The sequence below is a fragment of the Rhodovulum sulfidophilum DSM 1374 genome, from assembly GCF_001633165.1.
Classification (GTDB): Bacteria; Pseudomonadota; Alphaproteobacteria; order Rhodobacterales; family Rhodobacteraceae; genus Rhodovulum; species Rhodovulum sulfidophilum.
The window spans coordinates 3,100,469-3,127,422 of sequence record NZ_CP015418.1; the positions used below are offsets into that span (position 1 = coordinate 3,100,469).

General features: G+C 62.1%; 27 protein-coding genes and 4 pseudogenes. 16 read left to right on the plus strand and 15 right to left on the minus strand.

Features of this window, described 5'->3' with window-relative positions; genetic code table 11:
- The first annotated feature begins 219 nt into the window (after positions 1-219).
- A complete protein-coding gene (locus A6W98_RS20425; protein ID WP_081251947.1) occupies positions 220-1,074 on the plus strand; it encodes a restriction endonuclease in 855 nt (284 codons plus the stop codon).
- Positions 1,075-1,238: 164 nt separating this feature from the next.
- On the opposite strand, the gene A6W98_RS14560 is transcribed toward A6W98_RS20425, so the two are convergent.
- From A6W98_RS14560 to hxsB, 4 genes are all read right to left on the minus strand, one after another.
- Positions 1,239-1,691, minus strand: coding sequence for a hypothetical protein (locus A6W98_RS14560; protein ID WP_207759075.1), 453 nt, complete (start codon positions 1,689-1,691; stop codon positions 1,239-1,241).
- A gap of 438 nt (positions 1,692-2,129) precedes the next feature.
- Complete coding sequence (gene hxsA, locus A6W98_RS22370; RefSeq protein ID WP_072071699.1) at positions 2,130-2,681, minus strand: His-Xaa-Ser repeat protein HxsA; 552 nt, start codon at positions 2,679-2,681, stop codon at positions 2,130-2,132.
- A complete protein-coding gene (gene hxsC, locus A6W98_RS20435; RefSeq protein WP_319801174.1) occupies positions 2,678-3,823 on the minus strand; it encodes a His-Xaa-Ser system radical SAM maturase HxsC in 1,146 nt (381 codons plus the stop codon). The genes hxsA and hxsC overlap by 4 nt, the downstream gene beginning before the upstream one ends.
- Positions 3,772-5,181, minus strand: a complete 1,410-nt coding sequence (gene hxsB / locus A6W98_RS20440; protein WP_072071701.1) for a His-Xaa-Ser system radical SAM maturase HxsB — start codon at positions 5,179-5,181, stop codon at positions 3,772-3,774. Before hxsB ends, hxsC begins: the two co-directional genes overlap by 52 nt.
- Before the next feature lie 795 nt (positions 5,182-5,976).
- Here hxsB and A6W98_RS14565 point away from each other — a divergent pair.
- The 3 genes from A6W98_RS14565 to A6W98_RS14575 all read left to right on the plus strand — a co-directional run bounded on the left by A6W98_RS14565 (position 5,977) and on the right by A6W98_RS14575 (position 9,446).
- On the plus strand, positions 5,977-6,483 hold the full coding sequence (locus A6W98_RS14565) for a ClbS/DfsB family four-helix bundle protein (RefSeq protein WP_042458029.1): 507 nt from the start codon (positions 5,977-5,979) through the stop codon (positions 6,481-6,483).
- A 328-nt stretch (positions 6,484-6,811) separates the two neighbouring features.
- Positions 6,812-8,053: a glycosyl hydrolase family 8 gene (locus A6W98_RS14570; RefSeq protein ID WP_231098287.1), complete on the plus strand. Its 1,242-nt coding sequence runs from the start codon at positions 6,812-6,814 to the stop codon at positions 8,051-8,053.
- Between the two features lie 496 nt (positions 8,054-8,549).
- Complete coding sequence (locus A6W98_RS14575) at positions 8,550-9,446, plus strand: alcohol dehydrogenase catalytic domain-containing protein (protein ID WP_042465190.1); 897 nt, start codon at positions 8,550-8,552, stop codon at positions 9,444-9,446.
- A 240-nt stretch (positions 9,447-9,686) separates the two neighbouring features.
- Here the strand turns inward: A6W98_RS14575 and sigJ are convergent, their stop codons facing one another.
- A complete protein-coding gene (sigJ, locus tag A6W98_RS14580) occupies positions 9,687-10,640 on the minus strand; it encodes an RNA polymerase sigma factor SigJ (protein ID WP_052678018.1) in 954 nt (317 codons plus the stop codon).
- Positions 10,627-11,079 carry a carboxymuconolactone decarboxylase family protein gene (locus A6W98_RS14585; protein ID WP_231098271.1) on the minus strand — a complete coding sequence of 151 codons (453 nt, stop codon included), beginning with the start codon at positions 11,077-11,079 and terminating at the stop codon, positions 10,627-10,629. Before A6W98_RS14585 ends, sigJ begins: the two co-directional genes overlap by 14 nt.
- Before the next feature lie 370 nt (positions 11,080-11,449).
- On the opposite strand from A6W98_RS14585, the gene A6W98_RS14590 reads away from it, so the two are divergent.
- Positions 11,450-12,202 carry an SDR family oxidoreductase gene (locus tag A6W98_RS14590; protein ID WP_042462597.1) on the plus strand — a complete coding sequence of 251 codons (753 nt, stop codon included), beginning with the start codon at positions 11,450-11,452 and terminating at the stop codon, positions 12,200-12,202.
- A 58-nt stretch (positions 12,203-12,260) separates the two neighbouring features.
- The gene (locus A6W98_RS14595) at positions 12,261-12,515 is read left to right on the plus strand and encodes an NUDIX hydrolase (protein ID WP_052678075.1); all 255 of its coding nucleotides are present in this window, start codon (positions 12,261-12,263) and stop codon (positions 12,513-12,515) included.
- A 344-nt stretch (positions 12,516-12,859) separates the two neighbouring features.
- On the opposite strand, the gene A6W98_RS14600 is transcribed toward A6W98_RS14595, so the two are convergent.
- Entirely contained in the window at positions 12,860-13,999 is a 1,140-nt protein-coding gene (locus tag A6W98_RS14600) for a tyrosine-type recombinase/integrase (protein WP_063490936.1), read from the minus strand.
- A gap of 413 nt (positions 14,000-14,412) precedes the next feature.
- On the opposite strand from A6W98_RS14600, the gene A6W98_RS14605 reads away from it, so the two are divergent.
- A complete protein-coding gene (locus A6W98_RS14605; RefSeq protein WP_081251948.1) occupies positions 14,413-14,700 on the plus strand; it encodes a hypothetical protein in 288 nt (95 codons plus the stop codon).
- 21 nt (positions 14,701-14,721) lie between these two features.
- Here the strand turns inward: A6W98_RS14605 and A6W98_RS14610 are convergent, their stop codons facing one another.
- Complete coding sequence (locus A6W98_RS14610; RefSeq protein ID WP_063491318.1) at positions 14,722-15,360, minus strand: hypothetical protein; 639 nt, start codon at positions 15,358-15,360, stop codon at positions 14,722-14,724.
- A 13-nt stretch (positions 15,361-15,373) separates the two neighbouring features.
- On the opposite strand from A6W98_RS14610, the pseudogene A6W98_RS14615 reads away from it, so the two are divergent.
- Positions 15,374-15,880: pseudogene (locus A6W98_RS14615) on the plus strand (phage terminase large subunit family protein); the annotation flags it as partial.
- Between the two features lie 81 nt (positions 15,881-15,961).
- Here the strand turns inward: A6W98_RS14615 and A6W98_RS22375 are convergent.
- Positions 15,962-16,249 (minus strand): annotated as a pseudogene (locus tag A6W98_RS22375) (hypothetical protein); the annotation flags it as partial.
- A gap of 31 nt (positions 16,250-16,280) precedes the next feature.
- Complete coding sequence (locus A6W98_RS21525; protein ID WP_042462605.1) at positions 16,281-17,111, minus strand: hypothetical protein; 831 nt, start codon at positions 17,109-17,111, stop codon at positions 16,281-16,283.
- Positions 17,112-17,237: 126 nt separating this feature from the next.
- Here A6W98_RS21525 and A6W98_RS21205 point away from each other — a divergent pair.
- Positions 17,238-17,366 (plus strand): annotated as a pseudogene (locus tag A6W98_RS21205) (integrase core domain-containing protein); the annotation flags it as partial.
- Positions 17,367-17,452: 86 nt separating this feature from the next.
- On the opposite strand, the gene A6W98_RS14625 reads toward A6W98_RS21205, so the two are convergent.
- The 4 genes and pseudogenes from A6W98_RS14625 to A6W98_RS14640 all read right to left on the minus strand — a co-directional run bounded on the left by A6W98_RS14625 (position 17,453) and on the right by A6W98_RS14640 (position 18,793).
- Positions 17,453-17,674, minus strand: a complete 222-nt coding sequence (locus tag A6W98_RS14625; RefSeq protein ID WP_042462606.1) for a zinc finger-like domain-containing protein — start codon at positions 17,672-17,674, stop codon at positions 17,453-17,455.
- Positions 17,674-18,024, minus strand: a pseudogene (locus tag A6W98_RS14630) (hypothetical protein); the annotation flags it as partial. The pseudogene A6W98_RS14630 and the gene A6W98_RS14625, both read right to left, overlap by 1 nt.
- Positions 18,025-18,198: 174 nt before the next feature.
- A complete protein-coding gene (locus A6W98_RS14635) occupies positions 18,199-18,591 on the minus strand; it encodes a type II toxin-antitoxin system HicB family antitoxin (RefSeq protein WP_042461682.1) in 393 nt (130 codons plus the stop codon).
- Positions 18,592-18,607: 16 nt separating this feature from the next.
- Entirely contained in the window at positions 18,608-18,793 is a 186-nt protein-coding gene (locus A6W98_RS14640; protein WP_211138697.1) for a type II toxin-antitoxin system HicA family toxin, read from the minus strand.
- Between the two features lie 93 nt (positions 18,794-18,886).
- On the opposite strand from A6W98_RS14640, the gene A6W98_RS14645 reads away from it, so the two are divergent.
- From A6W98_RS14645 to A6W98_RS14675, 7 genes are all read left to right on the plus strand, one after another.
- A complete protein-coding gene (locus A6W98_RS14645) occupies positions 18,887-19,411 on the plus strand; it encodes a hypothetical protein (protein ID WP_063491320.1) in 525 nt (174 codons plus the stop codon).
- Complete coding sequence (locus A6W98_RS14650; protein WP_042462612.1) at positions 19,411-19,818, plus strand: DUF6950 family protein; 408 nt, start codon at positions 19,411-19,413, stop codon at positions 19,816-19,818. Before A6W98_RS14645 ends, A6W98_RS14650 begins: the two co-directional genes overlap by 1 nt.
- Positions 19,803-20,717: a hypothetical protein gene (locus A6W98_RS14655; RefSeq protein ID WP_155734824.1), complete on the plus strand. Its 915-nt coding sequence runs from the start codon at positions 19,803-19,805 to the stop codon at positions 20,715-20,717. Before A6W98_RS14650 ends, A6W98_RS14655 begins: the two co-directional genes overlap by 16 nt.
- Positions 20,718-21,423: 706 nt before the next feature.
- Complete coding sequence (locus A6W98_RS14660) at positions 21,424-21,885, plus strand: SAM-dependent methyltransferase (protein ID WP_042462616.1); 462 nt, start codon at positions 21,424-21,426, stop codon at positions 21,883-21,885.
- Complete coding sequence (locus tag A6W98_RS14665; RefSeq protein ID WP_196760188.1) at positions 21,882-22,928, plus strand: iron ABC transporter substrate-binding protein; 1,047 nt, start codon at positions 21,882-21,884, stop codon at positions 22,926-22,928. The genes A6W98_RS14660 and A6W98_RS14665 overlap by 4 nt, the downstream gene beginning before the upstream one ends.
- Positions 22,921-23,913 (plus strand): FecCD family ABC transporter permease, encoded by a 993-nt coding sequence (locus tag A6W98_RS14670; protein WP_042462618.1) that lies wholly within the window; start codon positions 22,921-22,923, stop codon positions 23,911-23,913. Before A6W98_RS14665 ends, A6W98_RS14670 begins: the two co-directional genes overlap by 8 nt.
- On the plus strand, positions 23,901-24,734 hold the full coding sequence (locus A6W98_RS14675; protein WP_081251950.1) for an ABC transporter ATP-binding protein: 834 nt from the start codon (positions 23,901-23,903) through the stop codon (positions 24,732-24,734). The genes A6W98_RS14670 and A6W98_RS14675 overlap by 13 nt, the downstream gene beginning before the upstream one ends.
- On the opposite strand, the gene A6W98_RS14680 is transcribed toward A6W98_RS14675, so the two are convergent.
- The gene (locus A6W98_RS14680; protein WP_081251951.1) at positions 24,722-26,809 is read right to left on the minus strand and encodes a TonB-dependent receptor plug domain-containing protein; all 2,088 of its coding nucleotides are present in this window, start codon (positions 26,807-26,809) and stop codon (positions 24,722-24,724) included. The genes A6W98_RS14675 and A6W98_RS14680 overlap by 13 nt on opposite strands.
- Positions 26,810-26,954: the final 145 nt, after the last annotated feature.

Consider the following 26,954-nt stretch of genomic DNA (forward strand, 5'->3'; position numbering starts at 1 on the left):
CTAAAGCAGCAGAACTGCCCGACGGGGTGGCAAGCCGTCAGCAAAGTAGTGCTTTTGGCGCTGTGCCTTCGTACTAGCCTCGACTGGAAAGATGATGCATCTTCCAACTAAAACACACGCTGTTTGGCGTATCAACATTGCGCAAACATCGTTGCCGTGACAGCCTCGCAGGCCATCCTCAACTGACCTGACACTATCCCGGCGTGATTCGTTTCGACTATGAAATTGGGGGAAATATTGGTTCGCAGAGTTGGCTCAGAGAAGCATACTATTTCTGATAGGCTGGCAAAAAAACTTGCCGAGGTGGCAGAGCGAAAACGCGAGTCTGAGGGTGACGGGGGGGCGTCAAATTATGGCGCCTCCCCAAATCGAAAAGACTACTACAGAGGCCCTCACAACACTTCCCCTGAGCTTCAAAAAAAGATTTTTGAGAACAAGGAAAAAGTGAGATTAAGAATTGCGGCCCAAACCCATCGCATAGAGTCTTCTATAATGGATGCCGTGCGAAAGCACTATGTGCAGCTAAGCAAAAATATCAGAAGATCATTGATACTTAACGAGTATGGCGCCACTGTTCAAGACCATCGTCAATCCGAGATTGAGCGCTTTCTAAACTCAATAAGCAAGGAATGGCACCTTCTTCCTGATGGGGTTGCTGCTAGCATTGTAATGAATTCGATCCAACAGTTGGACAGCCGGTACGCCCCTGCCGAATTTGACGCGAAGAGCTTTCCAGAAGATGGATATGAGTTTGAGGAATGGCTGGCTGCGTCACTAAAGAAATTTGGCTGGAACACTGAGGTCACAAAGGGTTCTGGGGACCAGGGGGTTGATCTCATCGCCACCAAGGGCGAAACTAGTATCGCGATACAAGCCAAGCGATACTCTGGAAAGGTTGGGAATAGGGCTGTTCAAGAGGTATATTCCGGGGCAAAGCACTTGGGGATTTCTCTTTCGGCAGTAATTACAACTGTAGGATTCACCCCAAGTGCCGCCGTTTTGGCGCAGAGCACCGGAGTTATACTGCTTCGTGTCGATGATCTCCCTCACCTTGATGAGTTGATTCATCAATAGGGCGAGATTGACTGAAGCTGAAAGACGGTCTGTTCTGGGCCGCCTGCGGTCATCTGTAGTGCCCTGCGTGAACGTCCGCCATCGGCAGCGAGCGTCCCTGGTCGCTTGGGCCGGATAGCGGTCGTTCGCCGCATCTGCGCGAGGAACGCGAGCTTGGGAGCTTATTAAGGCCGAGGCGGGACTTCACGCCGCGGGCAGATCACCTCTTCCCGGTACAGCGTTGAGAATTCATCCAGCACCATTTCCAACGTTGCCAGGAAGGTGGTGAAGTCGAATGACACCCCCTGCTCTCGCTTTTCATGAATGTATCGCCATTCAACGAAAGCTTTAGCGTGCTGGGAAAGCACGTCTCTAATTCCGTAGTCCAATACGGAAAAATTTGGGTGATGCGGTGCCACATTGTTCCTGAATTCGCGATCGAGACGTTCCTTACTGGTGTCGTCAAGGATCTCGAACAGCTTCAAGAGATCATGGGTTCTTTTGGTCTTGAGGCTGTTGTGATCCCAAACAAACCAAGCCTTCAGCGCAAACTCCATAGACAGCGCCAAGAGCATTGGTTCGACGCCAGAATGTTCCGCGTGACGTATACCAAATTTATGCGTATCGGCTTTCGTCATTGCCTGAGTCTGCTTGAGGATGGATCGCGCCTGTTTCTCGAGTGTGACACCCGTAGTGAGGCCGTGAAATTGACGCGATTTCTGCATGAATAGAAGATAGACCGATCATAGGGCGACGGCAACGCGCAAAGGCAAGGTGGTTTGGCCTGAGCATAGCTGGCGGTAGGATGAGGGCGGGGACCCGACGTTCGAGGCACTGGCCAGATCTCACGGGCTTTCCCCAAAGCGGACACCTGATGGGTTAACGACCTGTGCTGGAAACCTCGCAGCAGTTTGTTGGAGCGAGTGTTAGATATAACTTAGCAGATTCACCTCACTGCCCGATATCCACGCCCCAAAAGAACGCGCGACGTATTGCAAGGCCCGAGAGTCCACAAAAATCTTCAAACCCCTCTCGGACGCAAAACCTCACACGAAAACCCCAAAGAACTGCAAAGCCTAACGCGCCGCAATGCCAAGAGCGGTGAGGGTCTCCGGAGTAATGTTTCCGGTTTGACTGAGGCCAAATGCCTTCTGAAAGGCCAAAAGAGCAGATCGAGATTTCGTCCCGATGACGCCGTCAATCGGACCGTCATAGTAACCGTAGGCAAGCAATGCTGTTTGCACCAGTCTAACAATTTCCGTAAATTTCCCAGAGTTACCCGGAAGGGTTTTGGGTGAGCTCGGGCTTCTTGGCGATGTCGAGTTAAAAGATGGAGAGGGAGCGGCTGGTTGGGGCGGCGAATAGGTCGGAGGTGAATAGGTTGGCGGCGAATAACTATAACCTCCGGTCGATGACCGGTGACTCGAGTGAGATCTGTGGGATGAATGCGATCTATGACTTGAGTGGCTGCGATGCCCTGCGAGCGTATAGAGGTGCTCAATAGTGAATTTTGACAGTAAAGACTTACTGGGCTTCAAGGCGATCCCATCCGTCGGCGGTAAGCTCGCTTGAACGGCACCTGGTAGAAATCCGGCAGCAGTTAACGTTGATATAATGAAACGCTTCATAGTAATCCCAATCTATTATACCCACCGTCTTTGGGGTGCCACTCGAATAGGCCGCAGCAATCAGATCTTGCCACACAAGCGGAACACTCGGAGAGAAATTTCTGTTTCCAGTCTGATATTGAATTTACCGCATAAGCCCTGTAGCTTGTAGGGATAGTGCAGATCGGGAAGTTATACAGGTTTGCAGATACCCCGCGGATTTCGACAGTGTCAATCGCTCGCGCAATCGGATCGAAGTTAAGTGAGCTATCGAAAAACTCTTGCCGCCACACCATCCTTCCGTACCCAATATTCTCCATTTGCATAATGGCCCAGACATCAATGAAGGGCAATTTTCGCGCGATGAACGATGCGAGATCTTCCAGGTGCTCAATATTCCCATTCATGATGACGGTTCTAATTTCGATGCGCGCTCCGGTCCGAGCTAATGTCGCCAGACTATGAGTGAGCTGTTCAAATGCACCGCTGACGCCGACGATTGCGTCGTGGATTTCTGGTCTAGCTGCGTATATCGGCACGCCCCACAGGACACGATCAACGCCAATACTTTCTATTTTTTCAGAATCAAAATCCGTAAAAGCCCTTCCATTGGTGAGAATGTGGAATGAGATGTCTTGGCGAAATATACGCGCGTACTCAAGTAAATTAAAAAGCTCGGATTTGAACAGTAGGGGCTCCCCCCCGGACAAGCCGATGATGGTGTTTCTAGGTGCTAAATCAAGGGCCTCCTTGAAAACGCCAAACATGTCAACATGAGAGTCCTTTGGGGGCTGGGAACACATAATGCACTTTTGATCGCAGCGCTCCGTTATCAGGAGAGTATTGTGCTGTGACTTTGCTCTAATTAACCGATGAATTACGTTCTTTCCCGGAAGCAACAGAACGACATCCCGGTCAACTTCTTCAATATTCGAAATTTTAACTGAGAGCCCAAATCCATTCAGATCGAACTCTGCGTTAACTCCGTTGGCTTTTGTGATCCACGCATCCAGAGAGCTCTCCGAAAAAACTGCACTCGTAGAGTCAGTTCTTAAACGAAAGACGAGTGGCTCACTTATAGGCATAGGCGAGCAAGATAAGCGAAGTGGTATCATAGCGGGCTTGGTGCCACATCTGATGGCAGGCTGGCAGCTCCGAGCCATTTCCTGACAGTTTCGCGAGTGCTCTGATCTTTTGAGTAAATCATCTCGAAGGCAATATCAAACAGGCCCTGGTGCAGTCGGCAGTGGTCCGTTTGCGGTCTAGGAACGTCGATCCGCCCGTATCGCGACAGATCATCGAATACATCTAGCCCGCAGTACGGCTGAAACACGCAATGCTGACAATCTGGATCTTGAAAATTAGAGGCATTGGCTTGAAGCTGGTTTAACTTCACTTCATCCAGCCCGGAATGAATGTGCCCTATTGAGAGGTCAATCTGCCCGACACGCGTAATCATGCGCGCTTCGTCGGATGGATAAATTCGACCATCATAGTCTATGACCGCATAATCTTTGGCTAGCCAGTTCGGGTTTCTAAGATTGACGTGACCGTTCCCCTCCCCCCGCAGAATTCTCCGGATCAAATGTGCAATATAAAATTCCTCGAATGGGACCTCGGATTTGGAGTTGTGACGGACTACAGCGGCGATAAAACGTCGATAATATTCAAGCCAACGATCCGGCGCTTCACTAAACCTAAAGCGCTTCCGAGCAAACCCTTGATGATTGATTCGCCTCAGGAATATGGAATTTAGTCCATACTGCGTATAGCTTTGAATAACGTCTTCCGGAGATGGAAGCGCGTCTGGATCTAATGTCGGCAGCGCTGAAACTTTTCCCGGCCCGAAAGAAGTAGTGGCGCGCCGAAGGTTTGAAAGAAATCTTTCGGTTTCCTTGGAGTTGCGTGTTCGCGTGAGTTCATGGTGGGCAGGCGTTCCATCAAATGATGTGCTAATAAAAGTATCTTCGGGTGCAAGAAAAGACCAAGCTGCCTCGGAGACGTTTTGTAGGTTGGTGCAAACAACGAACTCAGAAATGTGGAACCGAGATCTGCAAAAATCACGGACACGCTCTAGGATGTCCAGCCGCAGAAGGCATTCCCCGCCCTGGAATTCGACTTTAATATTATCGCCTGCCGTGCGATCTATCCAGCTCAGTGCATTGATGGTATCTTGCTCTGACCAATCGAATGCCGAAGCCGTCTCCGGCGCCCGCGAAACTTGACAATAGGAGCATGACATATCACACCTAAGTGTGGGCGCAAGAATCACAAAACCTAGGGGCTTGGGTAAATTGATTCGACGCGCCCAACGGGCCGCAAATCCAACAAAGGAAAGATCGTTTAAATTTTCGAAGGCCTGCCCATTTCGGTACAAAAAATCAAAGTCTGAACTTGTTAGAGATCCATGAACGTAGCGGCTCAAAAATTCGGCGTCCGCGCAAAAATATCCACCCGAGTCGTCCCCAAATAGAACTCCACCAGACGGCATGTTGCGAAATCGGAGCGGCCAGACCCTCATTGGCCGAGCACTGCATTGTAAAGGAGGGATCGGAGCGCGGCGCCTTCAGATGCAATTTTAGATCTGTAAAGGGCATAGAATATATCCCTGCGAACTTCTTCGCTATAATCAATATTCCAGACGACGATGACTTCTCCCGAGACGTCGAATCTCGCCGAAGGGTACAAATATGATAGGCGTGAGAGCGCGTCAGAGCTAAATTTGGATAGTTCAGGAGCGATGCGAACCTCCCAGGTAGCGCGGGAATCCAGAATTTGGTTCGTCAGGCTTGGCATCTAGGAATACCCTCAGTCACCGAGATTTTGTTGTTTCATTGGGAGGAATTTCAAATTGACTCCAGATCAGTGCGCAGCCACGCTCTGTGTCCGCTTCTGACCCAACCCACTAAAAGCTACTTCGTTTCATGTAGTAAAGAGGTGAAAGAGTCGCCCCAGCTCAAGCACCGCCTTGTTCGCATCCATGAGAAAGGGGACCCTGTGAGGTGTCAAGCGCAACGATAGGCGTGTGATGACTCCGAGTGGTTATCTGCAGTTCGCGTACGTGATCGCTTTAGGCAGCCTGTCCCTCTCGCGAGGTCGGTTAGATCAGCCAAGCGGATGTCCGCTTCTGCGGTTGGCCAATGGCCGATGGTAGCTCTTGCCCAGCGTCAGCTATCGGCAGCAAGCGTCCGAGCGGGCGGCCCGAGGGGCTCCAGCTCCATGCTGCGCCGCCGCAGGTCCGCTCCGAGCCCGTATCTATCATTGGCAATGATGCGCGTCGGGCCTAACTTCGGATCAAAATGCGTAAGGGAACAGTATGGGCGTGCCGGTATCGAAAGCCGAACTTCTGGATGCGATTTCAACGACATTCGGCAACCTGATATACGACCTAGAGCGCGTGCCACCGGAGCTTGCACGCACGGCCTCCATGGAGGGCCATGCCGCTGGAACGATGATGAGCCCCGCCGATCTGGTGGCCTATCTGCTTGGCTGGAATGAACTCGTTTTGAAATGGTTGGATCGGGATGATCGTGGCGAGGCCTTGGAGCTTCCCGAAACCGGTTTCAAGTGGAATCAACTCGGCTCACTGGCCCAGAAATTCTATGCGGATTACCAGCATCTCGACTGGCATGAGCTCCTGACCGGCCTTGCGGCAACCAATCTCAGGCTGGTCGAAACGATTTCATCCCGGACGAACGACGAGCTTTATGGCCACCCTTGGTATGGCAAGTGGACGAAGGGGCGGATGGTCCAGTTCAATACCTCGTCGCCCTACGCGAATGCGCGCGTGCGCATCAGGAAATGGTTGAAGGTTGTAAGCTAGGCGAACGGCCACTTCGTCCCGCTCTCCGGACCTTCGCAGCTCCAGGGCATGCCGCAGCGGGGATGAACGGCCGCTTCCGTGATCCGCTGCCGGATCGGGCTTGGGGGGACCGGACGGCGGCTATCGGCAGCAAGCGCCCGAGAGGGCGGCGCCAGTCGTTCGGGCGTCCTGCGGCAACGCGGCATTGCTGCGGTGCGCCTGAGTGACACCGCCTAGGCGCTCCCTGCCGTTCGCGGCGCTGAGCAGCGGAGGGCGCGAAATGAACTTCGCCGCAGTATAGGCGATCTTTCAGACTATCATGCAGGCAGGCTACAAAAGGAAACGCCAAGTGACACGCATCTGGTCGAGATTGGGATACTCAATCATCGCATGTCCGGCATTGATCGTGTGGGGCGACGACGTCGCCGCTAGCCCACCCTTGACCGTCTTGCCGGGAGATGCATCGGTCATCTATCCTTCGGTGGACAAAGACCGCCGCAGGGCCGCACTGGATCGTTTCTGGCAGGACTGGAAGAGCGTATATCTGAGTGAGGGCTGTGGCGGCGCCTATGTCGATATAGCAGGCGACGGGAAGCCGACCTATGGCGATAGCGTGCCCAATACGCTCACCGTGTCGGAGGCCCATGGCTACGGTATGCTCGCCCTTGTCAGAATGGCGGGGCGGGACAGCCAGGCAAAACCTCTTTTTGACGGGATGCTTGCCTATTTCCGGCTTCACCCCGCCGAAAGCGGGCCTGGCCTGATGGCGTGGAACCAGACCCGCGATTGCAAGGACGCGCCCGAAGGCGGGACTACGGCCAGCGACGGCGACATCGACATCGCACTGGCGCTGCAATTGGCGCAGGAAACATGGGGCGGCTACGCCGAGGATGCCGCAAAGGTCCGTGAGGCCATTCTGGCCCGTGAAATCAGCCGTCACGATCTCGTCAAACTGGGAGACTGGGCGCGCTATGAGGTCTATGACGCGGCTTCCCGATCCTCGGATTTTATGCCCTACAACTTTTCAGTCTTTACCCACGCGCCCGGTCCCGATGCGTCCCGGTGGACCGAGATCCGGAGCACCGGCTATGACGTCTGGGGCCGGATTTCCGAGACCTACGCGCAAAGCACCGGTCTCGTGCCTGATTTCATGGTCGGGATGCCCGACGATCCGCGGCCGGCCCCGGCGGAGTTCCTGGAAGGGGACTACGACGGGTTCTATTCGTGGAATGCCCTGCGCTACCCCTATCGTTTGGCGGCCGATTACCGGGTCAGCGGCGATCCTCGCGCGGCCAATCGCCTACGGCGGATCAATGCATGGATCCGCACCGAAACCGGCGGGGACCCGTCCCGGATCGCCTCTACCTACCGGCTCGACGGCAGCATCCCGCAGGATGGCCGGTGGACAGGAGAACCCGGCTGGATTTCCATGTTCGCCGCCGGGGCGATTGCTGGCAGCGGCGATCCGGACTCAGATCAGGTCTGGATGGACGCTCTTTGGGCCGCCATGGCCGCCATTCCTATCGAGGACGGAGACTACTTCGGCAACACTCTCAAGCTTCTCGCGATGATCGATCTTGCAGAGATGTGAGCGGCCCTCACAGTTTGCTGACGTTATCCCGACGGCAAAGTACGGCAAAAAGCCGTGGCTTTGCGCGTTCCTGAAGGAGGATATCCACACCGTTTCGGCACAAATTAGAGCGCAGGCCAGATACCACGGTTCATGTCCCGGACTGAAACGGTAGAATTTGCCCAGTCATGATGCATGGCGGCTCAAGGCTTGGGTCGCGATGGTCAATGAAAGGACGTAGAGCGGAACTTCGTCGGATGGAGGACGCACGTCCGGTTAGGGCTGCCTGCGCTCATCCGTCGTGCCCGGCTCGAACGTCTGCTATCGGCAGCGAGCGCCCGAGCGAGCGGCCCGAGGGGCTCCAGCTCCATGCTGCGCCGCCGCAGGTCCGCTCCGAGCCCTTTGCCGACAGTCATGTTATGGGCTAAGGCAAGACATGCCTTGGAAAAATCCCCCGCACCCCATGCGGACCTCATTCATCTACAGAGCTTTCGGGGCACCTCGGTCGACGCTTGAAATGCTCAATCGCGAACTGCCGCCACGCCCTCCAAGCTCATTTCGCGTGGCAGTCTCACATGTGCCGGTCAACCCCTCCGATCTCATACCAATCACGGGGGCCTATGCCCATCGGATTTCGCTGCCGGCCGTCGCGGGATACGAAGGTGTCGGGCGCGTGGTCGAAGCTCCGGACGGCCTCTCTCACATGGTTGGTCGTCGTGTTCTGCCCCTGCGCGGTGAAGGCACCTGGCAGACCCTGGTGGATTGTCCCGCCCATCATGCCGTGGAGGTGCCCGACGCGGTTTCCGACCTCGTTGCGGCGCGGGCGTATATCAATCCGATGGCCGCTGCCACGATGCTTCGGCTCTGGCCTGTCCGTGGCAAGGTGGTGCTCCTCAGTGGCGCGGGATCGAGCTGTTCCGAACACTTGGGACGCTGGGCGATAAGCCAGGGAGCCAAGCTCGTCATGGGGATCTATCGTTCGGAGAACCGAAAAGACCGGTTGCACCGGGTGGGCATCGAACCGATCTCGACAGCCAATATTAGCGCCATTTTGACCGCCTCTGCCCAAGCCGACGTCGCATTCGACGCTCTCGGCGGCGACATCGCAAGATGTATTCTGGAACGGATGCGCGCAGAAACGGATTTTGTTGCCTACGGCCTTCTGACGGGCAAGCCGGTCAATATCGGGGCCGGGATCAGGGCGACCTATCACCGGTTTCACATGCGGGATCACTTCCCGGTTTTGGCGGGACGGGGCATGCAGGCTGCATTTGCCGAAATTTGGACGTTGCTCGCAGAGGCCCCGCCTTCACCCCCAAGGGTTTTCCCAGCCCGGGAGTGGCGGCAGGCCTTTGCGGAGGCCGAAAAACCGGATGGCCAGAAACCGATACTCGATCTGTCCAGTCTCGCCTGACTAAGGGCAGCAACGTCCGCTCTCCGGACCTTGGCGGCTACAGGGCATGCTGCAACCGCGATGAACGGCCGCTTCCGTGATCCGCAGGCGGCGCGGGCTTGAGGTGTCGAACGGCGGCTATCGGCAGCGAGCGCCCGAGCGGGCGGCCCGAGGCGCTCGTGCGTCGCGTCGGGTTGCCGCAGGTCGGCTTCGAGCTTCACGACCACATTCCACACCAATAGGATTCTGTCGCAAGTCGGCTCATATAACGTCTGTGGTTGGGAATGCATCGGCCAACGCGTCAACGCCGGTTCGTCGGAACCTCCGCGCCGACATCTGCAAGCGCAGATGTTTGAGCTTGTCGGGATTCCTCATGATCCAGATCGCTTCTATCCGGCCGCGCCGGATCGAGAGGGCGGTGGTCTGCAGGACGCCCCCTTCAATGGACACAAAACCGGGCGAGCCGTTGATCCACCGAAGCGGAGGACAGGGCCCGACCGGAAGTGTCCGCTTTCTGGCAAGGCCGGCGAACAGGCGGGCAGCGTTGCGAGACCCGTTCAGCACGTTGATGGCCGCTTTCACTCTGCCGCCACCATCGGTGTGAACCTCGATATCCTCGGCAAACAGGGCAAGCAGACGATCCATATCGCCCTGCCGGCTTGCCTCCCAGAAGGCGGTGACGAGCGGATGATCCGTTTCGCTCGACGGTGGATCGGCAGGTTCGGCCCCAGCCAGCCTGCGCCGCGCCCGGGAGACGAGTTGCCGACACGCCGTGGGGGTCTTGTCAACGAGCAGGCCTATTTCCTCGAAACTGTAGTCGAATGCATCGCGGAGAATGAACGCCGCCCGCATCTCGGGTGTCAGGCTGTCGAGGGTCAGGATCAGCGCGATGCCGACATCCTCGGTCAGGATCCACTCCTCTTCCGCGCCGGGGGCATGATCGGCGATCAACGGATCGGGCAGCCATGCCCCGACATAGGTTTCCCTGCGCACCCGTGCCGAGCGCAGATGGTCGAGGCACAGTCGCATCACGACCGTCGAAAGCCACCGGGCCGGACGGTCGATGCCGGACAAATCGGCGTCACGGAATTTCAACGCGGCGTCCTGGAGGATATCATCCGTCTCGGCCACCGATCCGGTCATGCGGTAGGCGAGCCCCGCCAGACGCCGGCGCTCGCCCTCGAAGATCTGACTATGCGGGTCAGCCTGCCGCATCTCGAGCCTCGCGCAGCGTGTGGACTTGGCGAAAGCCGACGGCAAAGCAGTTCCATGCGTTGATCATGGTGATCACGAAGGTCAGTTCGACCCGTTCACGCTCATCGAAGGATGCGGCCAGAAGCCTGTAGTCGGTATCCGGTGCGCCGGTCTGTTCGATGCGCGTCAAGGCCTCGGCCCATGCCAGCGCGGCACGCTCGCGATCGTCGAAGACCGGGCTTTCTCGCCAAGCCGCAAGGACATCCAGCTTCTGCTGCGACAGACCGGCCTGCCGCGCGGCGGGGGCATGCAGGTCAAGGCAGAAAGCGCAGCCGTTGATCTGCGACACGCGCATCTTGACCAGCTCACGCAGGGCTTCAGGCAGGGATAGGTCCTTTATCGTCTCCTCGGCCGCCATCATCGCCTTCATCGCATCCGGCGCGGCCTTGTAGTAATTCATACGAGGGGTCATCGCTGTCTCCGTTCTCTGTCTATACTCACAAGACGAGACAGGATCGAGATTTGTGACACCAGGAGCAGCGTGTTGAGCGCCCGCATGCCCGCTTCGTCCGCCCTCCTGACCTTGGCGGCCAGAGTGCATGCTGCAACGGGGATGAACGGCCGCTATCGTGATCCGCGGGCGGCCCGAGGCGCTCCGGCGCCATGCTGCGCCACCGCAGGTCCGCTCCGAGCCCAGCCTCCCGAATGCAGCGCCATAGGCGAAGGCTGGCTTCGCCCCTCAAACGAGGGTGTTTGCGCAAGAAGCGGGTCGATTGAGCGGCAAGGCTTTGCCTAAGCAGTTCCCGACACTTCATCAGACGGAGACGGAAATGCTTCTAGAAGGCAAGACAATCATCATTACCGGCGCAAGCAGCGGCATCGGAGCTGCGGCGGCAAAGATTTTCGCGGCGGAGGGCGCAAGACTTGTCCTCGGTGCGCGCCGTGCTGACCTGCTTGAGAGAACCGTCAACGAGATTTCGGCTGACGGTGGCGAAGCGGATTTCATCGCCGGGGACGTTGAAGAGAGCGGTTATGCAGAAGAGTTGGTGAAACGCGCCGAAGAGCGCTTCGGCGGTCTTGATGGTGCGTTCAACAATGCAGGCACAACAGGAGACATGGGACCGATCCCCGACATGGATGAGAGCAACTGGCACAAAGTGATGGCGGTGAATCTCAACAGCGGATTCTATGCGGCAAAGTATCAGATACCGGCAATGCGCAAACGCGGCGGCGGCTCGATTGTCTTCACTTCCTCCTTCGTCGGCCACATGATCGGGCTGCCTGGCATGGGCGCCTATGCCGCGGCAAAGGCGGGCCTGATCGGCATGACCCAGGTTTTGGCGGCGGAACATGGGCCCGAGAACATCCGCGTCAACGCGCTCCTGCCTGGAGGCACCATGACACCGATGGCTGGAGAGGATGCCGCTGTTCATGAGGTCGTGCGGGGTTTCCACGCGCTGAAGCGCATGGCTGATCCATCCGAGATCGCGCAGGCGGCTCTCTTCCTCCTTTCCGATCATGCGTCATTCGTGACCGGAACCGCAATGATCGCCGATGGAGGAAACTCGATCAACAAACTCTAAGGCACACGAAGCGGACACTGGCCAATTAAGCGCCAGCGTCCGCTCCTCCCGGATAACGGTGAAAATCGTTGGCAGCCCGACTTTCATTGAAAACATCTACGTTCACGAGGGGAGCCTCGGGCACGAGATTCTGGCAATTTTCGACGTGACGTTTCCGCGTGAGGCTTTCGCCGGACAGACCCGTATCGCGTTTCGAGAGGATAGCGGTGTGGAGTGTTTCGCCGAATGGTTTGCTCTAGAAGAGCTGGACGGTCCTGGCCAGCCTCAACTCTATCCGACAGGTCTGAAGGCACTCCTGAAAAGCAAGCGATAAGCGGCAGCTCCGTCCGCTCTCCGGACCTTTGCGGCTCTATTCGTGCATACTTGTCCATCGTTCCGCCCAATCATCGCGCCGAACCTCTTCCTACGCCTACTTTTGAAAGCTCCGGTGCGGTTTCGGTGCGGTTTGCGTCAAATGACACGGCGCGAAATGGATACAAATAAAGAACATTTGAGGAATTTAACACGAATATTCGCGCTCCCCCTGCCCTCCGAAGGCAGAGGCCAAAGGTTCGAATCCTTTCGGGTGCGCCAAATAAATCAGATACTTACAGAAGTTTCGCGGCGCTGTCCGTTTCGAGAAGTCCCGCTCCAGTCCCAGACAGGGGGTTTCGGGCCTCATTTCCTGCGGTCCATCGCCTCGACGGCACTCCTCTGGTGGTCGGGGCTGTGATGCCAGTAGACGCGCTCGATGGTTTCCAGAGATGTCGAAAAGTATGAGGCAACGTCAGGAAGAAACGCGCCGCGCTGCACCGCCCAGGTGATCGCCGTGTGCTTCAGGACATGCGGCGTGATGTATTTCCGGCCGCCCTTGCCGTCGGGCATGGTGAGATCGATCTCGACCCCCTGCCCGGCCGCCAGCTCCTCGGCCAGCCGCACCGCCCGTGCCCAGCCCTTCCGGATGTCGCCGACCCTGTATCCGTCGCAGTCCTGGACCACGAATCGTCGCCCGTTCGCGGCCTGGCGCCGGAGATGCGCGAGATAGCGCGGCGGCAGCCGGGCGGGACGCTGCCGCTTCTTCGTCTCGGCCTTGCCCATCGGCTTGCGGTAGAGGATGCCGCGGACGGTGTCGACATGGCCGCCGGAAACGCTGGGCGTGTCGATATGCATGCCGAGGATCGTGTCCTTCCGACTGCCCGTATAGAGGCCGTGCAGGATGAAATCGGCAAGATGGCGTCCGTCTCTGCGGAGATTGCGCGCGGCGCGGATCAGCCAGGCGGCCTCCTGGCGGGTCAGGAACCTCTCGACCGGATCAGGCCGGGGCGGCAACGTGACCTTGGGCGCGGTGATCAGATAGCCTTCGCCATGGCAGTGATTGATGGCCGCCTGCAGGACGTTCAGCTCGCGGCGGATCGTGCCGGGACTGACGGGAGCGGTGCGTCCATCGCGGAACCTGCGCTGGCGGGTTGCCGCATACCGGCGGCACATCGCGCCGGTGACCGAAGACACGGGCAGATCGCGCCAGAATTCATCCAGCGCCTCGATGGCGTAGCCGATACGTTCGGGCGCGGCGACGAAGGCCGCGTGCTCTTCGGCGTAGATGGAGAGACAGAGGGAAATGCTCAGTTCGTCCGGGTTTACGGGACCGGTCGGACGGCTCTTGCGCTCGATATAGGCCGCGAGCTGAGCTTCAGCCTCTTCGCGGCATCTCGTGCCGGTCGAGAGACGGATCCCTCCGGCATCGCGGATCTCCCAATAAGGTTTCTGTCCTGACTTCTCTCTCCAATACAGACGGGCACCTTCGGGACGACGCGGCATAGTTCGATCAATTCCTCCAGATCGCCGGGGTGCAGTCTGACCGCCCGCCCCATGCGGATGGTCTTTCCATGGGTGTCGGCCGCCCGCCGCAGGCTCTCTTTCGGAACCCCGAGTGCGCGCGCCGCTTCCGGGATCGACAGCAGGCGCTCAACCATCGGCCGCGCCTCCGGCCGTCAGCTTCCCCGTCCCCCCGCAGGCCGTACAGTCGGTCTCCGTGTAGCCGTTGTCCCAATACGGGTGCCAATAGTCGCGAATGAACCCGGTGCCCCGGCAGGTGGGGCAGTTCTGCGGGGCTGAAGCCCGTCCCCGAGGCGGCGGTCGCCGCTGTCGGCGACACCCTGCGCGAACAGGGGCTTGCGGTCCCGGCAGTCGGCGGCGGCACGACCTTCCTGCAGGCCAAGACCGCGAACGAGGTGCTGAAGGCGCAGGAGCGGCGCATCCGTCTGCAGAAGCTGAAGGGGGAGTTGATCGAGCGGGCGCGCGCGCTGGCGCTGGTGTTCCGGCTGGCGCGGGAGGAACGGGACGCATGGGTGAACTGGCCTGCACGCGCCGCCGCGCTGATGGCGGCCGAGCTCTCGGCCTCGTGCAGCGACGCGACGGGCCAGCAGATCGCCGTGGAGCCAGCCGCGATGCAGAAGGTGCTGGAGAGACATGTACGCGCCCACCTCGACGAACTCGCCGAGGTCCGAATCGCACTGTAAAATGCCGCTTGTATGCGGCAGCTATTGGATGCCCTTTCGCCCCCCTTTTTCATCGAGAAAGTACCTTTTTGTAATTCCTCTAATGACCTCTTTAAGGATAGCTGCAAATGTTACTATGAATGACGTGCCTATTGCTTGATCAATGGCGATCGCAGAGCCTATGTTGATGATCGCGGCTAGGAATCTCTTCTTCCAAGACTGTTTGGTTTCCGACCGTGCCGCAGAGGCCAACTCAGAGAATTCCGCGTCAATAACTCTGTTTTGCTCGGGATTGGTCTTGAACTCGCGCTTAACGGCCTCCGCAGCCTCGGCGCAGAATATCGAGATGAGGGCTATCTCGTCTTTCTTGAAAGGCTGATCAGTCGCACTGCCCAGAAAATCCTCAAAAACGTCGTCGAGTACATCTGTAGGATCGTGTTGCCTAATGACGCCACAACCGGTGTAAGATTGCCGTTGCTCAAGATCCAAGTCCTCTTCCACAGCGCATGAAATCAAATCGCCTATGGAGAGGGTTTCGTGTAGTCCTTCCGCTATTTCCTCGCAGTCATAGCTGTAGTGGATGTTAATGATGTGGCCGCCTGGAAGCCGAAGCGTCAGGTAAATCTCTGAGTTGTGAGCGTAGCCATCGATTGATGTAATTTCTCCCCTGACCTTCTCCATCCGAGTGCCCCTCATCGCCTTTAACTTCAGAGGGAATAGGAGCCGAGATGTGCAGCGGAATCAAGATGACTTCGACGGGGCGGAGGCGCTGCTCCAGGCCTGGGGCAACGGGCTTCGGCCCGACCCGGACCTGACCGTCTCGGAATGGGCGGACCGGCACCGGATGCTCTCGGGTCGCGCCTCGGCCGAGCCCGGGCGGTACCGGACGGTGCGCACACCCTACATGCGCGAGATCATGGACCGGCTGTCGCCGGGCGATCCCACGCAGCGGATCGTGTTCATGAAAGCGGCACAGGTCGGCGCGACCGAGGCGGGCAACAACTGGATCGGGTTCGCGATCCACCAGGCGCCGGGGCCGATGCTGGCGGTCCAGCCGACGGTGGAACTGGCCAAGCGCAACTCGCGCCAGCGGATCGATCCGCTGATCGACGAAAGCCCCGAGCTGCGGGAGCGGGTCAAACCCGCCCGGTCGCGCGACGCGGGCAACACCATGCTGTCCAAGGAATTCGCGGGTGGCATGCCGCGCGCCCAGAATCTCGGTCAGAAGCGGCAGCAACGCCTCGAACTCTTCCAGCGCCTTCGCCGCGTACCCGGTCTCCCGCCGGCACGCCGCGATGTAGCTGCGCGTCGTCAGCACATCGGGATGCCGCGCGCCCAGAACCTCGGTCTGAAGCGGTAGCAACGCCTCGAGCTCTTCCAGCGCCTTCGCCGCGTCCCCGGTGTCCCGCCGGCACGCCGCGATGGAGCTGCGCGTCGCCAGCACATTGGGATGCCGCGCGCCCAGAATCTCGGTCTCAAGCGGCAGCAACGCCTCGAACTCTTCCAGCGCCTTCGCCGCGTACCCGGTCTCCCGCCGGCACCAAGCGATGAAGCTGCGCGTCGTCAGCACATCGGGATGCCGCGCGCCCAGAACCTGGGTCTCAAGCGGCAGCAACGCCTCTAGCTCGGCACCGGCGTCTTGCGCGCGCCCCCCCCAGCAACCAAGCCGCAGCGCGACAGAAACGGAACCCGAGATGCTCTTGCGACCCGTCGCCGAACGGCCGCCGCCTCGTCAATGTCAGCCCATGTTCGGCGAGGACCAACATAACCGCGTAGTGACCTCGGGCGCGCGCGCGCCAGAACGCGGCCCTCAACGCCTCCAGATCACTCGGCAGCCGGTCCATGCGCGTCGCCCGGTCCTGCCGATCCGCATCCCCCTTCAGCCGAACGCCAGCGCCCGAAGCCGCGACAGCCTCTGCTTCGGCAAGCTCGTCGATCAGCATGCCCAGCATCCTGTCGCCGGGCGCCAGGGCCCGCGCTGCCTGGGCCCAGAGCCGTGCCGTCGCGAAGGCCGGCGCCCCGTCCTCGACAGATTGCCCGATTGCCTCGTCCATTCGGGTGCGGAATGCTAGCAGCAATGCCTCTCTCTGCCGATTGACGAACTTTTCCGCACGCGCCATGGCCCCTTCGTCATCCCGGTTCTCGATGTCGCGCCTGTGGTCTGCCAGGAAGGCTTCTGGTGTCTGCGCCTCGAGGGCGTTGACCTCGGCCTTGAGCCTAGCCGCTTCCCGCCGCGCGGTTTTCAACTGTGCCTCGACGGCGTCGAAGTTGGCAACCGCGTCGCGAACCCTGCGGGTCATCAACCAAGCCGGAATGCCGAACAAAAATGCGATGACGCTGGGGATGCCGGCCAGGGTGAGGACCTGGGACAGCAACGACAGCCCGCGCAGCTCAGCCAGGAACGCAATCAACTGATCGATGATCCAAGTCATTCTGTCGCCTCCGATCCTCCACCACCGCAACGTGACGGGCTCCGGAGGTCTTGCCAACATACGGGCTGTCGCAGGAGGGGGCGCAAGGCGCTCCCGGGAGCTTCCGCCATCGGGTACCGCACCGCCTACATCGCGCCGGGCAAGCCGATGCAGAACGGGTTCGTCGAAAGCTTCAACGGCCGGATGCGGGACGAACGGCTCAACGAGACCCTGTTCCGCCACCTGCCCCATGCGCGGATCGTGATCGCGGCTTGGGACGCACATCCGCCCACCTCGCCACCGAAACCGGCAAAGGAGATAACTCTCGGGACGCGCGTTGGGGAAGGAATTGAGCTTTGCCGTCACCGGACGCCCACGTACGGGTGCCAATAGTCGCGAATGAACCCGCTGCCCCGGCAGGTGGGGCAGTTCTGCGGGGCTGCCGGGGCGGCGTCGGCGCCTTCCAGTCTGGCAACACGGGTGCGGAGCTCCTCGAGCGCGGCGGTCAGCCCCGCCAGCTCGTCGCAATTGTGCCGGGCAAGGCTCTCGATCTCCTCGATCCGGTCGGGTGCGGTCTCGGCCATCAGGCGGCCTCCTTTCCTGTTTCTGCACCCCATTGGTCCGCCGCGGCGGCGGCGAGGCCGTCGAAGGTGCGGGATCTGATCTTCCAGCGGTCGGGTCCGGGCGAGGCCCGGTGGACCGCGCTCCAGCGCTTGTGGGCCTCGGTGCCGGGCGCGGGCGGGGTCAGGCGGTTGGTGGCGCTCAGCGGCGCGAGGCCGCGCAGGTAGAGCCCCGTGGCCTTGAAGACCGGCTCGCCGAACCACCAGGGCTGCACGATCTGGGGTTTCGGGATGTGGAGCGCAAGCAGATGCCTTACGCGACGATGCTGGCGCTGAACGCCACCGGCGAGGCGGTTCACACCGGCCTTCCGGCAGAGTGTCACGCTCTGGCCCCGGCTGCGCCGTCCCGTCGCCCCGGGCGATCCGGTGGCCATGCGCGCGCCCTTCGGCACCTGGGCACTGGCCGGGCCCGAGACCAGCTACAGCGGCAGCCAGTCCCGGATCAGGACACGCATATTGCAAATCAGAGAGGCGCTGTGATCCCGGGCTCAGCCGGTGATCTCGCGCCGCGCCAGATCGGCCAGGAAGGCCGAGCGGGTCAGCCCGCGCTCTTTCGCCGTCTGGTCGATGGCCGCCAGCAGCCCCGCATCCATGGTGATATTCGCCTTGGCGGTTCGCCCGCTCAGCCGGAAGAACGGCACCGCCAGAAGGAACGCCCCGGCCTCGAGGTCACGGGCCACGTCGCTATCGGCCCGAACGGCATCGAGGCTGCGCGCCTCGGGCAGGATCTCGTCCTCGAGATGAAGCGCGAGCGCCTCGCTGGCATTGGCCAGAAGATCGTCGAGGGCATCGGCCGCCGAGAAGCAGCCGGGCACGTCGGGGAAATGGATGCCGAAGGCGCTGTCGTCTTCCTGGTGCACGACGCCGATGTAGTGACGCATGGGGCTCTCCCTTCGGTTACAGCCAACCGGCCTGTTTGTAGATGTTGCGGACCGTGCCGATGGGCAGGTCCTTCTTCGGGTGGGGGATCGTCACGATCCTGTCGCCCTTGCGAAACTTGTGGTGCGACCCGGTGACCTTCACCAGCTCGAAGCCGTCTTGCTCGAGACGCTTGACGATCTTGCGGCTGTTGGTCTCCAGCATGTCCACCCCTCACTCAAGATGCGCACATAAATACGCCTAACCGCCGGTTCGCGCAAGGGCGTAGCGCATATAAATACGCATGGAGGCGCTGTGATGGACGCGAGCGGAGATCGGATGCTGGGCCTGCTGGTGCGTTGCCGGTTCGATACCGGCGATCTGGCGATTTTCACCGGGCACGGAACCGTCGACTGGGAGGGCGTGACCTATCTGGGCGCGGGGCAGATGCTCTCGGTCGGCGAGGCGCAGGCGACCTCGGGCGAGGGCATTCCGGGGCTGTCGATCACGCTTTCCGGGCTCGACCCGGAGGTGGTGGCGCTGGCCGAGCTCGAGGAGTTCCAGCGCCGCCGGGTGACGGTGTTCCTGGCGCTGTTCGACGAGACCGGCCAGATCGAGACGGCCGATGTGCTCTTCGACGGGGTCGCCGACACCATGGCGAGCGATGACGGCCCCGACACCGCCACCACCACGCTGGCGCTCGAGCCGCGCAGCATGGCGCTGGGGCGCAAGTTCCCCTTCTATTACCTGCCCGAGGACCAGGAAAAGCGCTTCCCGGGCGATAAGGGCTTCGGCCTGGTCCAGGCGATCCAGAACCGCGAAGATACCTGGGGGCGGAGCTGATGCGGCGCGCGGGCTGGGAGCGGCGCCTGTCGGCCGCGGTGCGGGACTGGGAAGACCGGCCCTTTGCCTGGGGCACGGCCGATTGCCTGGGCTTCTGCCGGGCCGTCGCCCGGAGCATGACCTGGGAAGATCCGATCCCGGGGCTTCCCGATTACGGCTCGGAATACGGGGCCGCCAAGGTGCTGGTGTCCTTGGGCTTCCAGTCGATAGAGGCGCTGGTCGACGCGCATCTGGAGCGGCTGCCGGTCGCGGGCGCGCGGCGCGGCGACTGGGTGATGACCGCCTGCGAGGGCGCGATGCCGGGCGCCATGGGCGTGGTGACGGGGCGCTATGCGCAGCATATGGGCCGGAACGGCCTGGTGCGCCGCCCGGTCCTGACCGCGGAGGCGGCATGGCGTATCGACTGATCCGGGGCATGACCGCAGCGCTGGCGCTGGTCCTGCTGGCCAGTCTGGCGCTGATCCTCCCGGCGACCCCTGCGGCGGCGATGCCGCCAGTGGTGGCCGCCCTTGGCGTTGCGGCGGGCGGCTGGATGGCCGGGCTGACCGCCACCGCCATCATGGGCCAGGCCGCGCTCGCGGCCGTGCTGACCGGCATCCAGATGGCGATGGCGAAGAAGCCGAAGGCCAAGACCCGCGACGAGATCACGCTGAACCGGATCCAGCCGGTGACGACGGGCCGGATCCTCTATGGCGAGCGCATGCTCGGGGGCTCGATTGTCGCCCGCGCCACCACCGAGGCCGGGGGCAAGCCGCATCGGCGCTATCATTCGATCATGCCGCTGGCCTGCCACGAGATCGACGGCGCGGTCGAGATCTGGCTGGGCGAGACCCTGGTCTGGACCGAGGCGCAATACCGCCGCGATGAAGCCGCGGGCAGCGGCGATCCCTATCACTGGGGCCAGGTCGGAAGCGATTACAAAGGCCGCGTGCGCCTCCGCGTCCACAATGGCGGCGAGGATCAGGCGGCCGAGGCCCGCTATGTCGCGGCGGCCCGCGAATGGACCGAGGCGCATCGGCTGCGCGGCGTGGCCTATGTCTACTTCGAGGCCGATTACGACCGCGATCTCTTCCCCAGCGGTGCGCCCCAGATCCGGGTCCGCGCCCGCGGCAAGCGCGTTTACGATCCGCGCGACGGCCAGGTCAAATACAGCACCAAAGGGTCAATGCGCCCGGGACAGAAGCCGTGCGGTAAGAACCCGAAGCGCCGCGTCATGAAAACCGAAGTTCACACACCACGCGACTCTCTTCCTCAGCCGTCTCGGGACAACGAATTTTCGATCGAGGGTCGGGTCGCCCTGCTCTGATCGCAGACTGTGGCGAAGTTCATCGAAGCCAGTTCCGAACCAAGATTTGTCGCAGTGGCTACGCTTCTTCCTGGCGGGATATTTCGGGCCGATACGTCTGGCGGCGGTTCGGCATACCAACGCGATGGCGCGTGCAGTGCCTGCAATCAAAAGGCTTAACTTTCGCACGTGCGTCAGGCGGGTATCTTCGAGGTTCTGCCCCTTCGTCTTGATGCCGGCGAAGAGCCATTCGATGAACCGTCTCCTGAGTAATTGCGCAAGATGTGGCCGCCCTTGAGGGGGTAGAACACGCCACGACGAGCAATTCGCCCCGCTTGATCCGCCGCGCCACGAAATGGAGGCGCAGATCCGGATGACCCGTTTTGGCGGGCAGAACGTCGCTGAAGCCCCGTATGCCAGTGTAGCGGCAAGACGCCCAAAAGTCAGGCAGACCCGTCGGACCCGACCGTGAGGCCACCGGTCGGCGTGAAAGCGCCCTTGACCCTGCTGCTTAGCGCAACGCTATATAGTTCTGCAACATAGCGAATGCTGGCCGCGCTGCCGAGAGGGCGCCTCTGCCCGGACCGGCCGAAAAGATGGCAGGAGATCGAAGCACGATGACACCGAAAGAACGTGACGGAACGAGCAGGGGCGTCTCGCGTCCCGCAGGGCCTTACGGCCGCTGCTTCCACGGGACGGACCCCGTGGCACAAGCGGATCGACGGCCATGACCCTGGCTGCCTCCGAAACTCTGCGCCCGCATGAGGAATGCGTGCCCGTACCCGACGCCTTCGACGCCGGTCTGTGGTTCATCGGCCGCATCCGCACGCCCTGGGCTCAACGCGCCGAGTGCCCGCGACGCGGCGACCCGGTGAACGGACCCGACTGCCGGATCGTGCTGGACGCCCGCTGGCTCTCGGCGCTCGAGGGAGTCGCGGGCAAGGACCGGATGCAGGTCCTTTACTGGATGCACCTGTCGCGGCGCGATGTCGTGCGGCAGAACCCGTTCTTCGGCGACGGCTCGCTGGGAACCTTCGCATTGCGTTCGCCGCTTCGGCCGAACCCCATCGCCTCGTCGCTTGTCCGGCTCTTGCGCGTCGAGGGAAACGTCCTGACCGTGCGCGGCCTCGACTGCATCGACGGCACGCCGCTGGTCGATCTCAAACCCGAATTCGGGCTTCTGCCATGATGCCACTTCGCCTCACCGCGCTGATGGCGGGGGCGCTTGCCATGGGGCTTGCGGCACTGACCGCGGCCGCGGAAACGCGCACCATCACCGACGCCACCGGCCGCCAGATCGAGGTTCCGGCCGACCCCAGGCGCGTCTTCGCGGCGGGGCCGCCTGCAGCCACGCTGCTTTACACGCTGAAACCCGATGCCATGGTCGGCTGGCCGCGCGCGCCGGGGGCCGAGGATATGCCTTTCCTGCGGCCCGGCACGCGCGATCTGCCCGCGCTCGGCCGGCTGACCGGCAAGGGTGACACGGTGAACCTCGAGGTGCTGCTGACGGCCCGGCCCGACCTGATCGTCGATTACGGTACGGTGAACGCCACCTATCGCGACTTGGCCCGGCGGGTGCAGGCGCAGACCGGCACGCCCTATGCCCTGATCGACGGGTCCTTGCCGACGATCCCCGCCACCCTGCGCACGCTTGGCGAGCTGCTGGCCGAGACCCAGCGGGGCGAGACCCTGGCCGCCTATGCCGAAGCGACCTTCGCCGGGATCGACGCGATCCTGGCGGCCATTCCCGAGGACCGGCGCCCAACCGTCTATCTGGCGCGCGGCCCCGAGGGGATCGAGACAGCCGCGCGGGGCTCGATCAACGCCGAGATCATTGACCGCGTCGGTGGCCGGAACGTCGTTGCGGCCGGACCGGACGGCCTCGCCACGGTGTCGCCCGAACAGGTGCAGGCCTGGGCGCCGGAGGTGATCGTGACCATCGACGCGGATTTCGCGGCGCATGTCGGCACGATGCCCGAATGGCAGGGAATTCCGGCGGTGCGCGACGGGCGGGTCTATCTGGCCCCGGCGGCGCCCTTCGGCTTTATCGACAGTCCGCCCTCGGTCAACCGTCTGATCGGACTGAAATGGCTGGCGCAGAAGCTTTATCCCGAAGCGGCCGCACCCGACATCGAGGCCGAGGTGGCCCGGTTCTACACGCTGTTTTACGGCGTGACGCCCGACCGGGCGGCGCTGGCAGGGCTTCTGGGGTCCGGGCATCCCGGTGAGTGAGCGCGCGGCGGCGCCGCTTCTGGCGCTGGGTCTGGCCGGAGCGCTGGCGGCAGGGGCGATGCTGGGGCCTTACCCGCTGTCGCCCGTCGATGTGGCCGAAACGCTGATCGGCCGGCCGCCCGATCCGCAGGCGGCCATCGTGCTGTGGAACATCCGTCTGCCGCGGGTCGTGGCGGCGGCCCTGATCGGGGCCGCGCTGGCGGCGGCGGGCGCGGCCTATCAGACGGTCTTTCGCAACCCGCTGGTGGCTCCGGACATTCTGGGCGTGTCGCAGGGCGCGGGGCTGGGGGCGGTGCTGGGCATCCTGCTGGGCCTGCCGGTACTGGCGATCCAGCTGATGGGGTTCGCCTTCGGGATCGGCACCATCGCTCTGGTCATGGCCATCGCGCTGGCGCTGCGCGGCATGGGACAGGTGCTGGTGGTCGTGCTGTGCGGCATGGCGGTCGCGGCCATCGCGGGGGCGGGGATCTCGCTGGTCAAGCTGATGGCCGATCCCGACGACCAGTTGCCCGCGATCACCTTCTGGCTGATGGGCAGCCTTGCGGGGATCAAGCAGGCCGATGTCGCCGCGGCCCTGCCCGCGATCGTCGCGGGCCTTCTTCCGCTGATCGCGCTGCGCTGGCGGATCGGTCTGCTGGCGCTCGGCGATGACGAGGCGCGAACCCTGGGGGTCGAGGCTGGACGGCTGCGGCTTCTGGTGATCCTGTCGGCCACGCTGGTGACCGCGGCCGCCGTATCGGTCGCGGGCGTGATCGGTTGGGTCGGGCTGATGGTGCCACATATGGCGCGGCTGATCACCGGCCCGCGTTTCGACCGGCTGCTGCCGGTGGCGCTGGCCATGGGGGCCGCGCTGATGGTGCTGGTCGACGCGGCGGCCCGGTGCATCGCCCAACAGGAGGTGCCGCTGGGCATTCTCACGGCGGTCCTGGGTGGGCCGGTCTTCCTGTGGCTCCTGGCGCGAGGGGGACGGACATGGGCCGAGTGACGCCGCTGGTCGAAGCCCGCGGGCTGGCCGTGGGGCATGGCGGGCGGGCGCTCCTCGAAGAGGTCAGCCTTGGCCTTCACCGCGGGCGTATCCTCTGTCTTCTCGGGCCGAACGGGGTCGGCAAGACCACGCTTTTCCGCACGCTGCTGGGCCTGATGCAGCCGCTGGGAGGCGCGGTCTTTCTGGGCGGGCACCCGCTTTCGGATCTCAGCCGGGCCGAGATCGCCCAGCGGCTGGCCTATGTGCCGCAGACCCTCGCCACCCCGTTCGCCTGGCGCGCGCTCGATCTGGTGCTGATGGGGGCGGCGGCGCGGCTTGGCCCGTTCGCGCGGCCGCGCGCGACCGAGATCGCGCGCGCCGAGGCGGCGCTGGCCCTTCTGGGGATCGACGATCTCGGCCCGGTCGAGATCACGCGGCTGTCGGGCGGACAGCGGCAGATGGTGCTGATCGCCCGCGCCATCGCCCAGGGCGCCGAGGCCGTCGCGATGGACGAGCCCACCGCCAGCCTCGATTTCGCCAACCGCATCCGGGTCGGCCGGGCGATCCAGGGGCTCGCCTCGCGCGGGATCGGCGTTCTGCTCTGCACCCACGATCCCGATCAGGCCGCCGATCTGGGCCATGAGGCGCTCTTGATCGAACGCGGCGGCATTCTGGCGGCGGGGCCTGCCGCAGAGGTCATGACCGCCGCGCGGATGACACGTCTTTACGACATTCCGGTCCGGCGCGACGCCCTGCCCGGAGGCCGGCTGCATTTTTCCGGCCCCTCCGGCCGGGAAGACGAAGGCCCCGTTGCCGGGGCCTCCGCCGGTCAGAACGTGTAGGCCGTGGTCAGGTAGAACGCCCGGCCTGCCTCGGGAAAGCCCTCGACCAGCTCGTAATTCTTGTCGAGGGCGTTCCGGACCCCGAAGACGATGCTGGCCCGGTCGCTGGCCTTCCATTCCATGGCGAGGTTGACCAGACCGAACCCGGCATTCCGGGTATAGGAGACATCGGTCGGATCGGCCGGCTGGATCGCGCTGTCGGAAAGCCGCGAGCTGGACAGTTCCAGCGACGGCGCGATCGAGAAGCTTGCGGTCGCCTGCCAGTCGAGCCGCAGATAGGCGCTGTGGCGCGGCGTGTCCGTGGCCTTCAGGCCGGGGCGGATCGGGTCGGTGATGTCGCGGTCGAGATAGGTGTAGTTGGCCGACAGCGCCAGACTGCCGGTCAGGTCGGTGCGGGCGCCGATCTCGAAGCCGGCATAGGTCCCGTCGCCGACGTTCTGGTTCTGCGTCAGGCCGACCCCGACATTCAGCGACTGGATCGTGTCGTCGATCTCGCTGTAGAACAGCGCGCTCTCGACCGCGACCGGCCCCAGATCGCCGCGATAGCCGATCTCGGCGGTCAAGGCGCGCTCGGCGTCGAGGTCAGGGTTCGGCACGGCGGTTCCGAAGCGGGTGCTGTAGCGCTCGAAGAGGGTCGGAAAGCGGGTCCGCGACGACAGGCTGGCATGGTATTCGCCGCCCGCCCCGGGCGTCCAGATCGCCGCAAGCTGCCAGTTCACGGCATCGGACGACCCGACCGGATCGCCATAATCGGTGCTGGTGCGGCTCGCCGACAGAACCTCGGCCCGGTCGAAGCTGAGCCCGCCCACGAGGCTCAGATCCTCGCGCATCTGAAAGCGGTCCTCGAGGGCGAAGGACAGGGTCCGTTCCCGGCTGGTCTCGGTCGGGTCGGGAACGCTGTTGATGTCGGGACGCGACAGCTGAGTGTTGCGGTGCCGGTCATAGCGGTAGTGGAATGCCGATGTCAGCGTGTTGCGTGGGCCGATATCCGAGCCAAGCTCGAGGGTCCCGCCCCAAGCGGTGTCGTCATAGGTGCTGTCGAACGCCCGCCCGACGGTCTGGCTGCTATGGGTGTAGTCGTCATAGGCCGAAAGCACATTGTCGAACTGGTGGTGGAAGAGCTTGGTCTTCAGCCAGGCGCCGCCGCCCAGATCGGTGGTCGAATAGAAGGTCAGCCCCTCGAGATCCCATTCCGGCCATTCCCAGTCGCGCTGATAGCTGGCGCCGACCGGCAGCGGCGCGGGCGTGATGCCCCGCACCGGCTGATCGACATTGTAGGGGGCGTTCTTCGAGCCCTCCTGCCGGGTATAGCTCAGCACGTATTCGTCGGTCGCGTTGGGGGTAAAGCCGAATTTCAGGTTCAGGCGGCTGTCCTCGCTGTCGGAATAGTCCCGGCGTCCCGACCCCTGCACTTCCGTCGGCGTATAGTCGCGGGACAGGTAGTATCCGTTGTTGTCGCGCGTAAGGTAGCTGCCCTGGACAAAGAACCGGTCCATCCGGCTGCCCAGCGACAGGTAACCGGTGCGGGTCGTCACATCGCCGCGGTTGCCGGCTTCCAGCCCGACCCTTGCCTCGCCCTCGAAGACTTCGGTCGGTTGCCGCGTGACCAGGTTGATCGCGCCGCCCATGCCGCCCGGCCCGTTCAGCACCGAGACATAGCCCTTCTGGATCTGGGTTTCCGCAAGATCCGGCGTCAGAAAGCGCCCGAAGTCGAGCCGGTTGTCCGCAGGCAGGTAGACGCGGATCCCGTCGACGTAAAGCGGCACCTGAAAGCGGTCGAAGCCGCGCACGAAGATCAGCCGCTCGTTGCGCGACCCGCCGGTATTGCCGACCGAGACGCCGGGCAGCGTGCGCAGCGCGTCGTCCAGCGTGGCGCGGTTGGTCCGCTTGATCTCTTCGGCGCTGATCGTGCTGCTGGTGCCCCCCTGCGTCGTCTCGTCCGACGACCGGACCACGATCTCGCCAAGCGCGAAGACCTCGTCCGGTCCGTCCGAAGACTGCTGGGCAAGGGCCGGCAGGCCGAAGCCGCACGAAACCAGACAGCTGGTTCCCACCACCCGTAAAAGCAATGACATGTCTGTCCCCCAATTCTTGCGGACCCCGCCGCACGGCGCCGCCGCTGATTCGTTATGTTATCAAGCTATATAACGAAAGCGATTGTGACAGCCTGAGGTCACGCACGGGGAACGAAGCGGGTCCAATGCCCGTCGCCAGAGCAGA

Coding starts and splice junctions, on each gene's coding strand:
- sigJ (WP_052678018.1), bottom strand. CDS start 10,640: ATGCGGCAGGCTGACCCGCATAGTCAGATCTTCGAGGGCGAGCGCCGG.
- A6W98_RS14585 (WP_231098271.1), bottom strand. CDS start 11,079: ATGAATTACTACAAGGCCGCGCCGGATGCGATGAAGGCGATGATGGCG.
- A6W98_RS14680 (WP_081251951.1), bottom strand. CDS start 26,809: ATGTCATTGCTTTTACGGGTGGTGGGAACCAGCTGTCTGGTTTCGTGC.
- A6W98_RS21525 (WP_042462605.1), bottom strand. CDS start 17,111: ATGACTTGGATCATCGATCAGTTGATTGCGTTCCTGGCTGAGCTGCGC.
- A6W98_RS14675 (WP_081251950.1), top strand. CDS start 23,901: ATGGGCCGAGTGACGCCGCTGGTCGAAGCCCGCGGGCTGGCCGTGGGG.
- hxsA (WP_072071699.1), bottom strand. CDS start 2,681: ATGAAGCGTTTCATTATATCAACGTTAACTGCTGCCGGATTTCTACCA.
- A6W98_RS14640 (WP_211138697.1), bottom strand. CDS start 18,793: ATGCTGGAGACCAACAGCCGCAAGATCGTCAAGCGTCTCGAGCAAGAC.
- A6W98_RS14655 (WP_155734824.1), top strand. CDS start 19,803: ATGGCGTATCGACTGATCCGGGGCATGACCGCAGCGCTGGCGCTGGTC.
- A6W98_RS20425 (WP_081251947.1), top strand. CDS start 220: ATGAAATTGGGGGAAATATTGGTTCGCAGAGTTGGCTCAGAGAAGCAT.
- A6W98_RS14560 (WP_207759075.1), bottom strand. CDS start 1,691: ATGACGAAAGCCGATACGCATAAATTTGGTATACGTCACGCGGAACAT.
- A6W98_RS14660 (WP_042462616.1), top strand. CDS start 21,424: ATGACCCTGGCTGCCTCCGAAACTCTGCGCCCGCATGAGGAATGCGTG.
- A6W98_RS14590 (WP_042462597.1), top strand. CDS start 11,450: ATGCTTCTAGAAGGCAAGACAATCATCATTACCGGCGCAAGCAGCGGC.
- A6W98_RS14645 (WP_063491320.1), top strand. CDS start 18,887: ATGGACGCGAGCGGAGATCGGATGCTGGGCCTGCTGGTGCGTTGCCGG.
- A6W98_RS14650 (WP_042462612.1), top strand. CDS start 19,411: ATGCGGCGCGCGGGCTGGGAGCGGCGCCTGTCGGCCGCGGTGCGGGAC.
- A6W98_RS14665 (WP_196760188.1), top strand. CDS start 21,882: ATGATGCCACTTCGCCTCACCGCGCTGATGGCGGGGGCGCTTGCCATG.
- A6W98_RS14635 (WP_042461682.1), bottom strand. CDS start 18,591: ATGCGTCACTACATCGGCGTCGTGCACCAGGAAGACGACAGCGCCTTC.
- A6W98_RS14565 (WP_042458029.1), top strand. CDS start 5,977: ATGGGCGTGCCGGTATCGAAAGCCGAACTTCTGGATGCGATTTCAACG.
- hxsC (WP_319801174.1), bottom strand. CDS start 3,823: ATGGCTCGGAGCTGCCAGCCTGCCATCAGATGTGGCACCAAGCCCGCT.
- A6W98_RS14600 (WP_063490936.1), bottom strand. CDS start 13,999: ATGCCGCGTCGTCCCGAAGGTGCCCGTCTGTATTGGAGAGAGAAGTCA.
- A6W98_RS14575 (WP_042465190.1), top strand. CDS start 8,550: ATGCTCAATCGCGAACTGCCGCCACGCCCTCCAAGCTCATTTCGCGTG.
- A6W98_RS14625 (WP_042462606.1), bottom strand. CDS start 17,674: ATGGCCGAGACCGCACCCGACCGGATCGAGGAGATCGAGAGCCTTGCC.
- hxsB (WP_072071701.1), bottom strand. CDS start 5,181: ATGAGGGTCTGGCCGCTCCGATTTCGCAACATGCCGTCTGGTGGAGTT.
- A6W98_RS14610 (WP_063491318.1), bottom strand. CDS start 15,360: ATGGAGAAGGTCAGGGGAGAAATTACATCAATCGATGGCTACGCTCAC.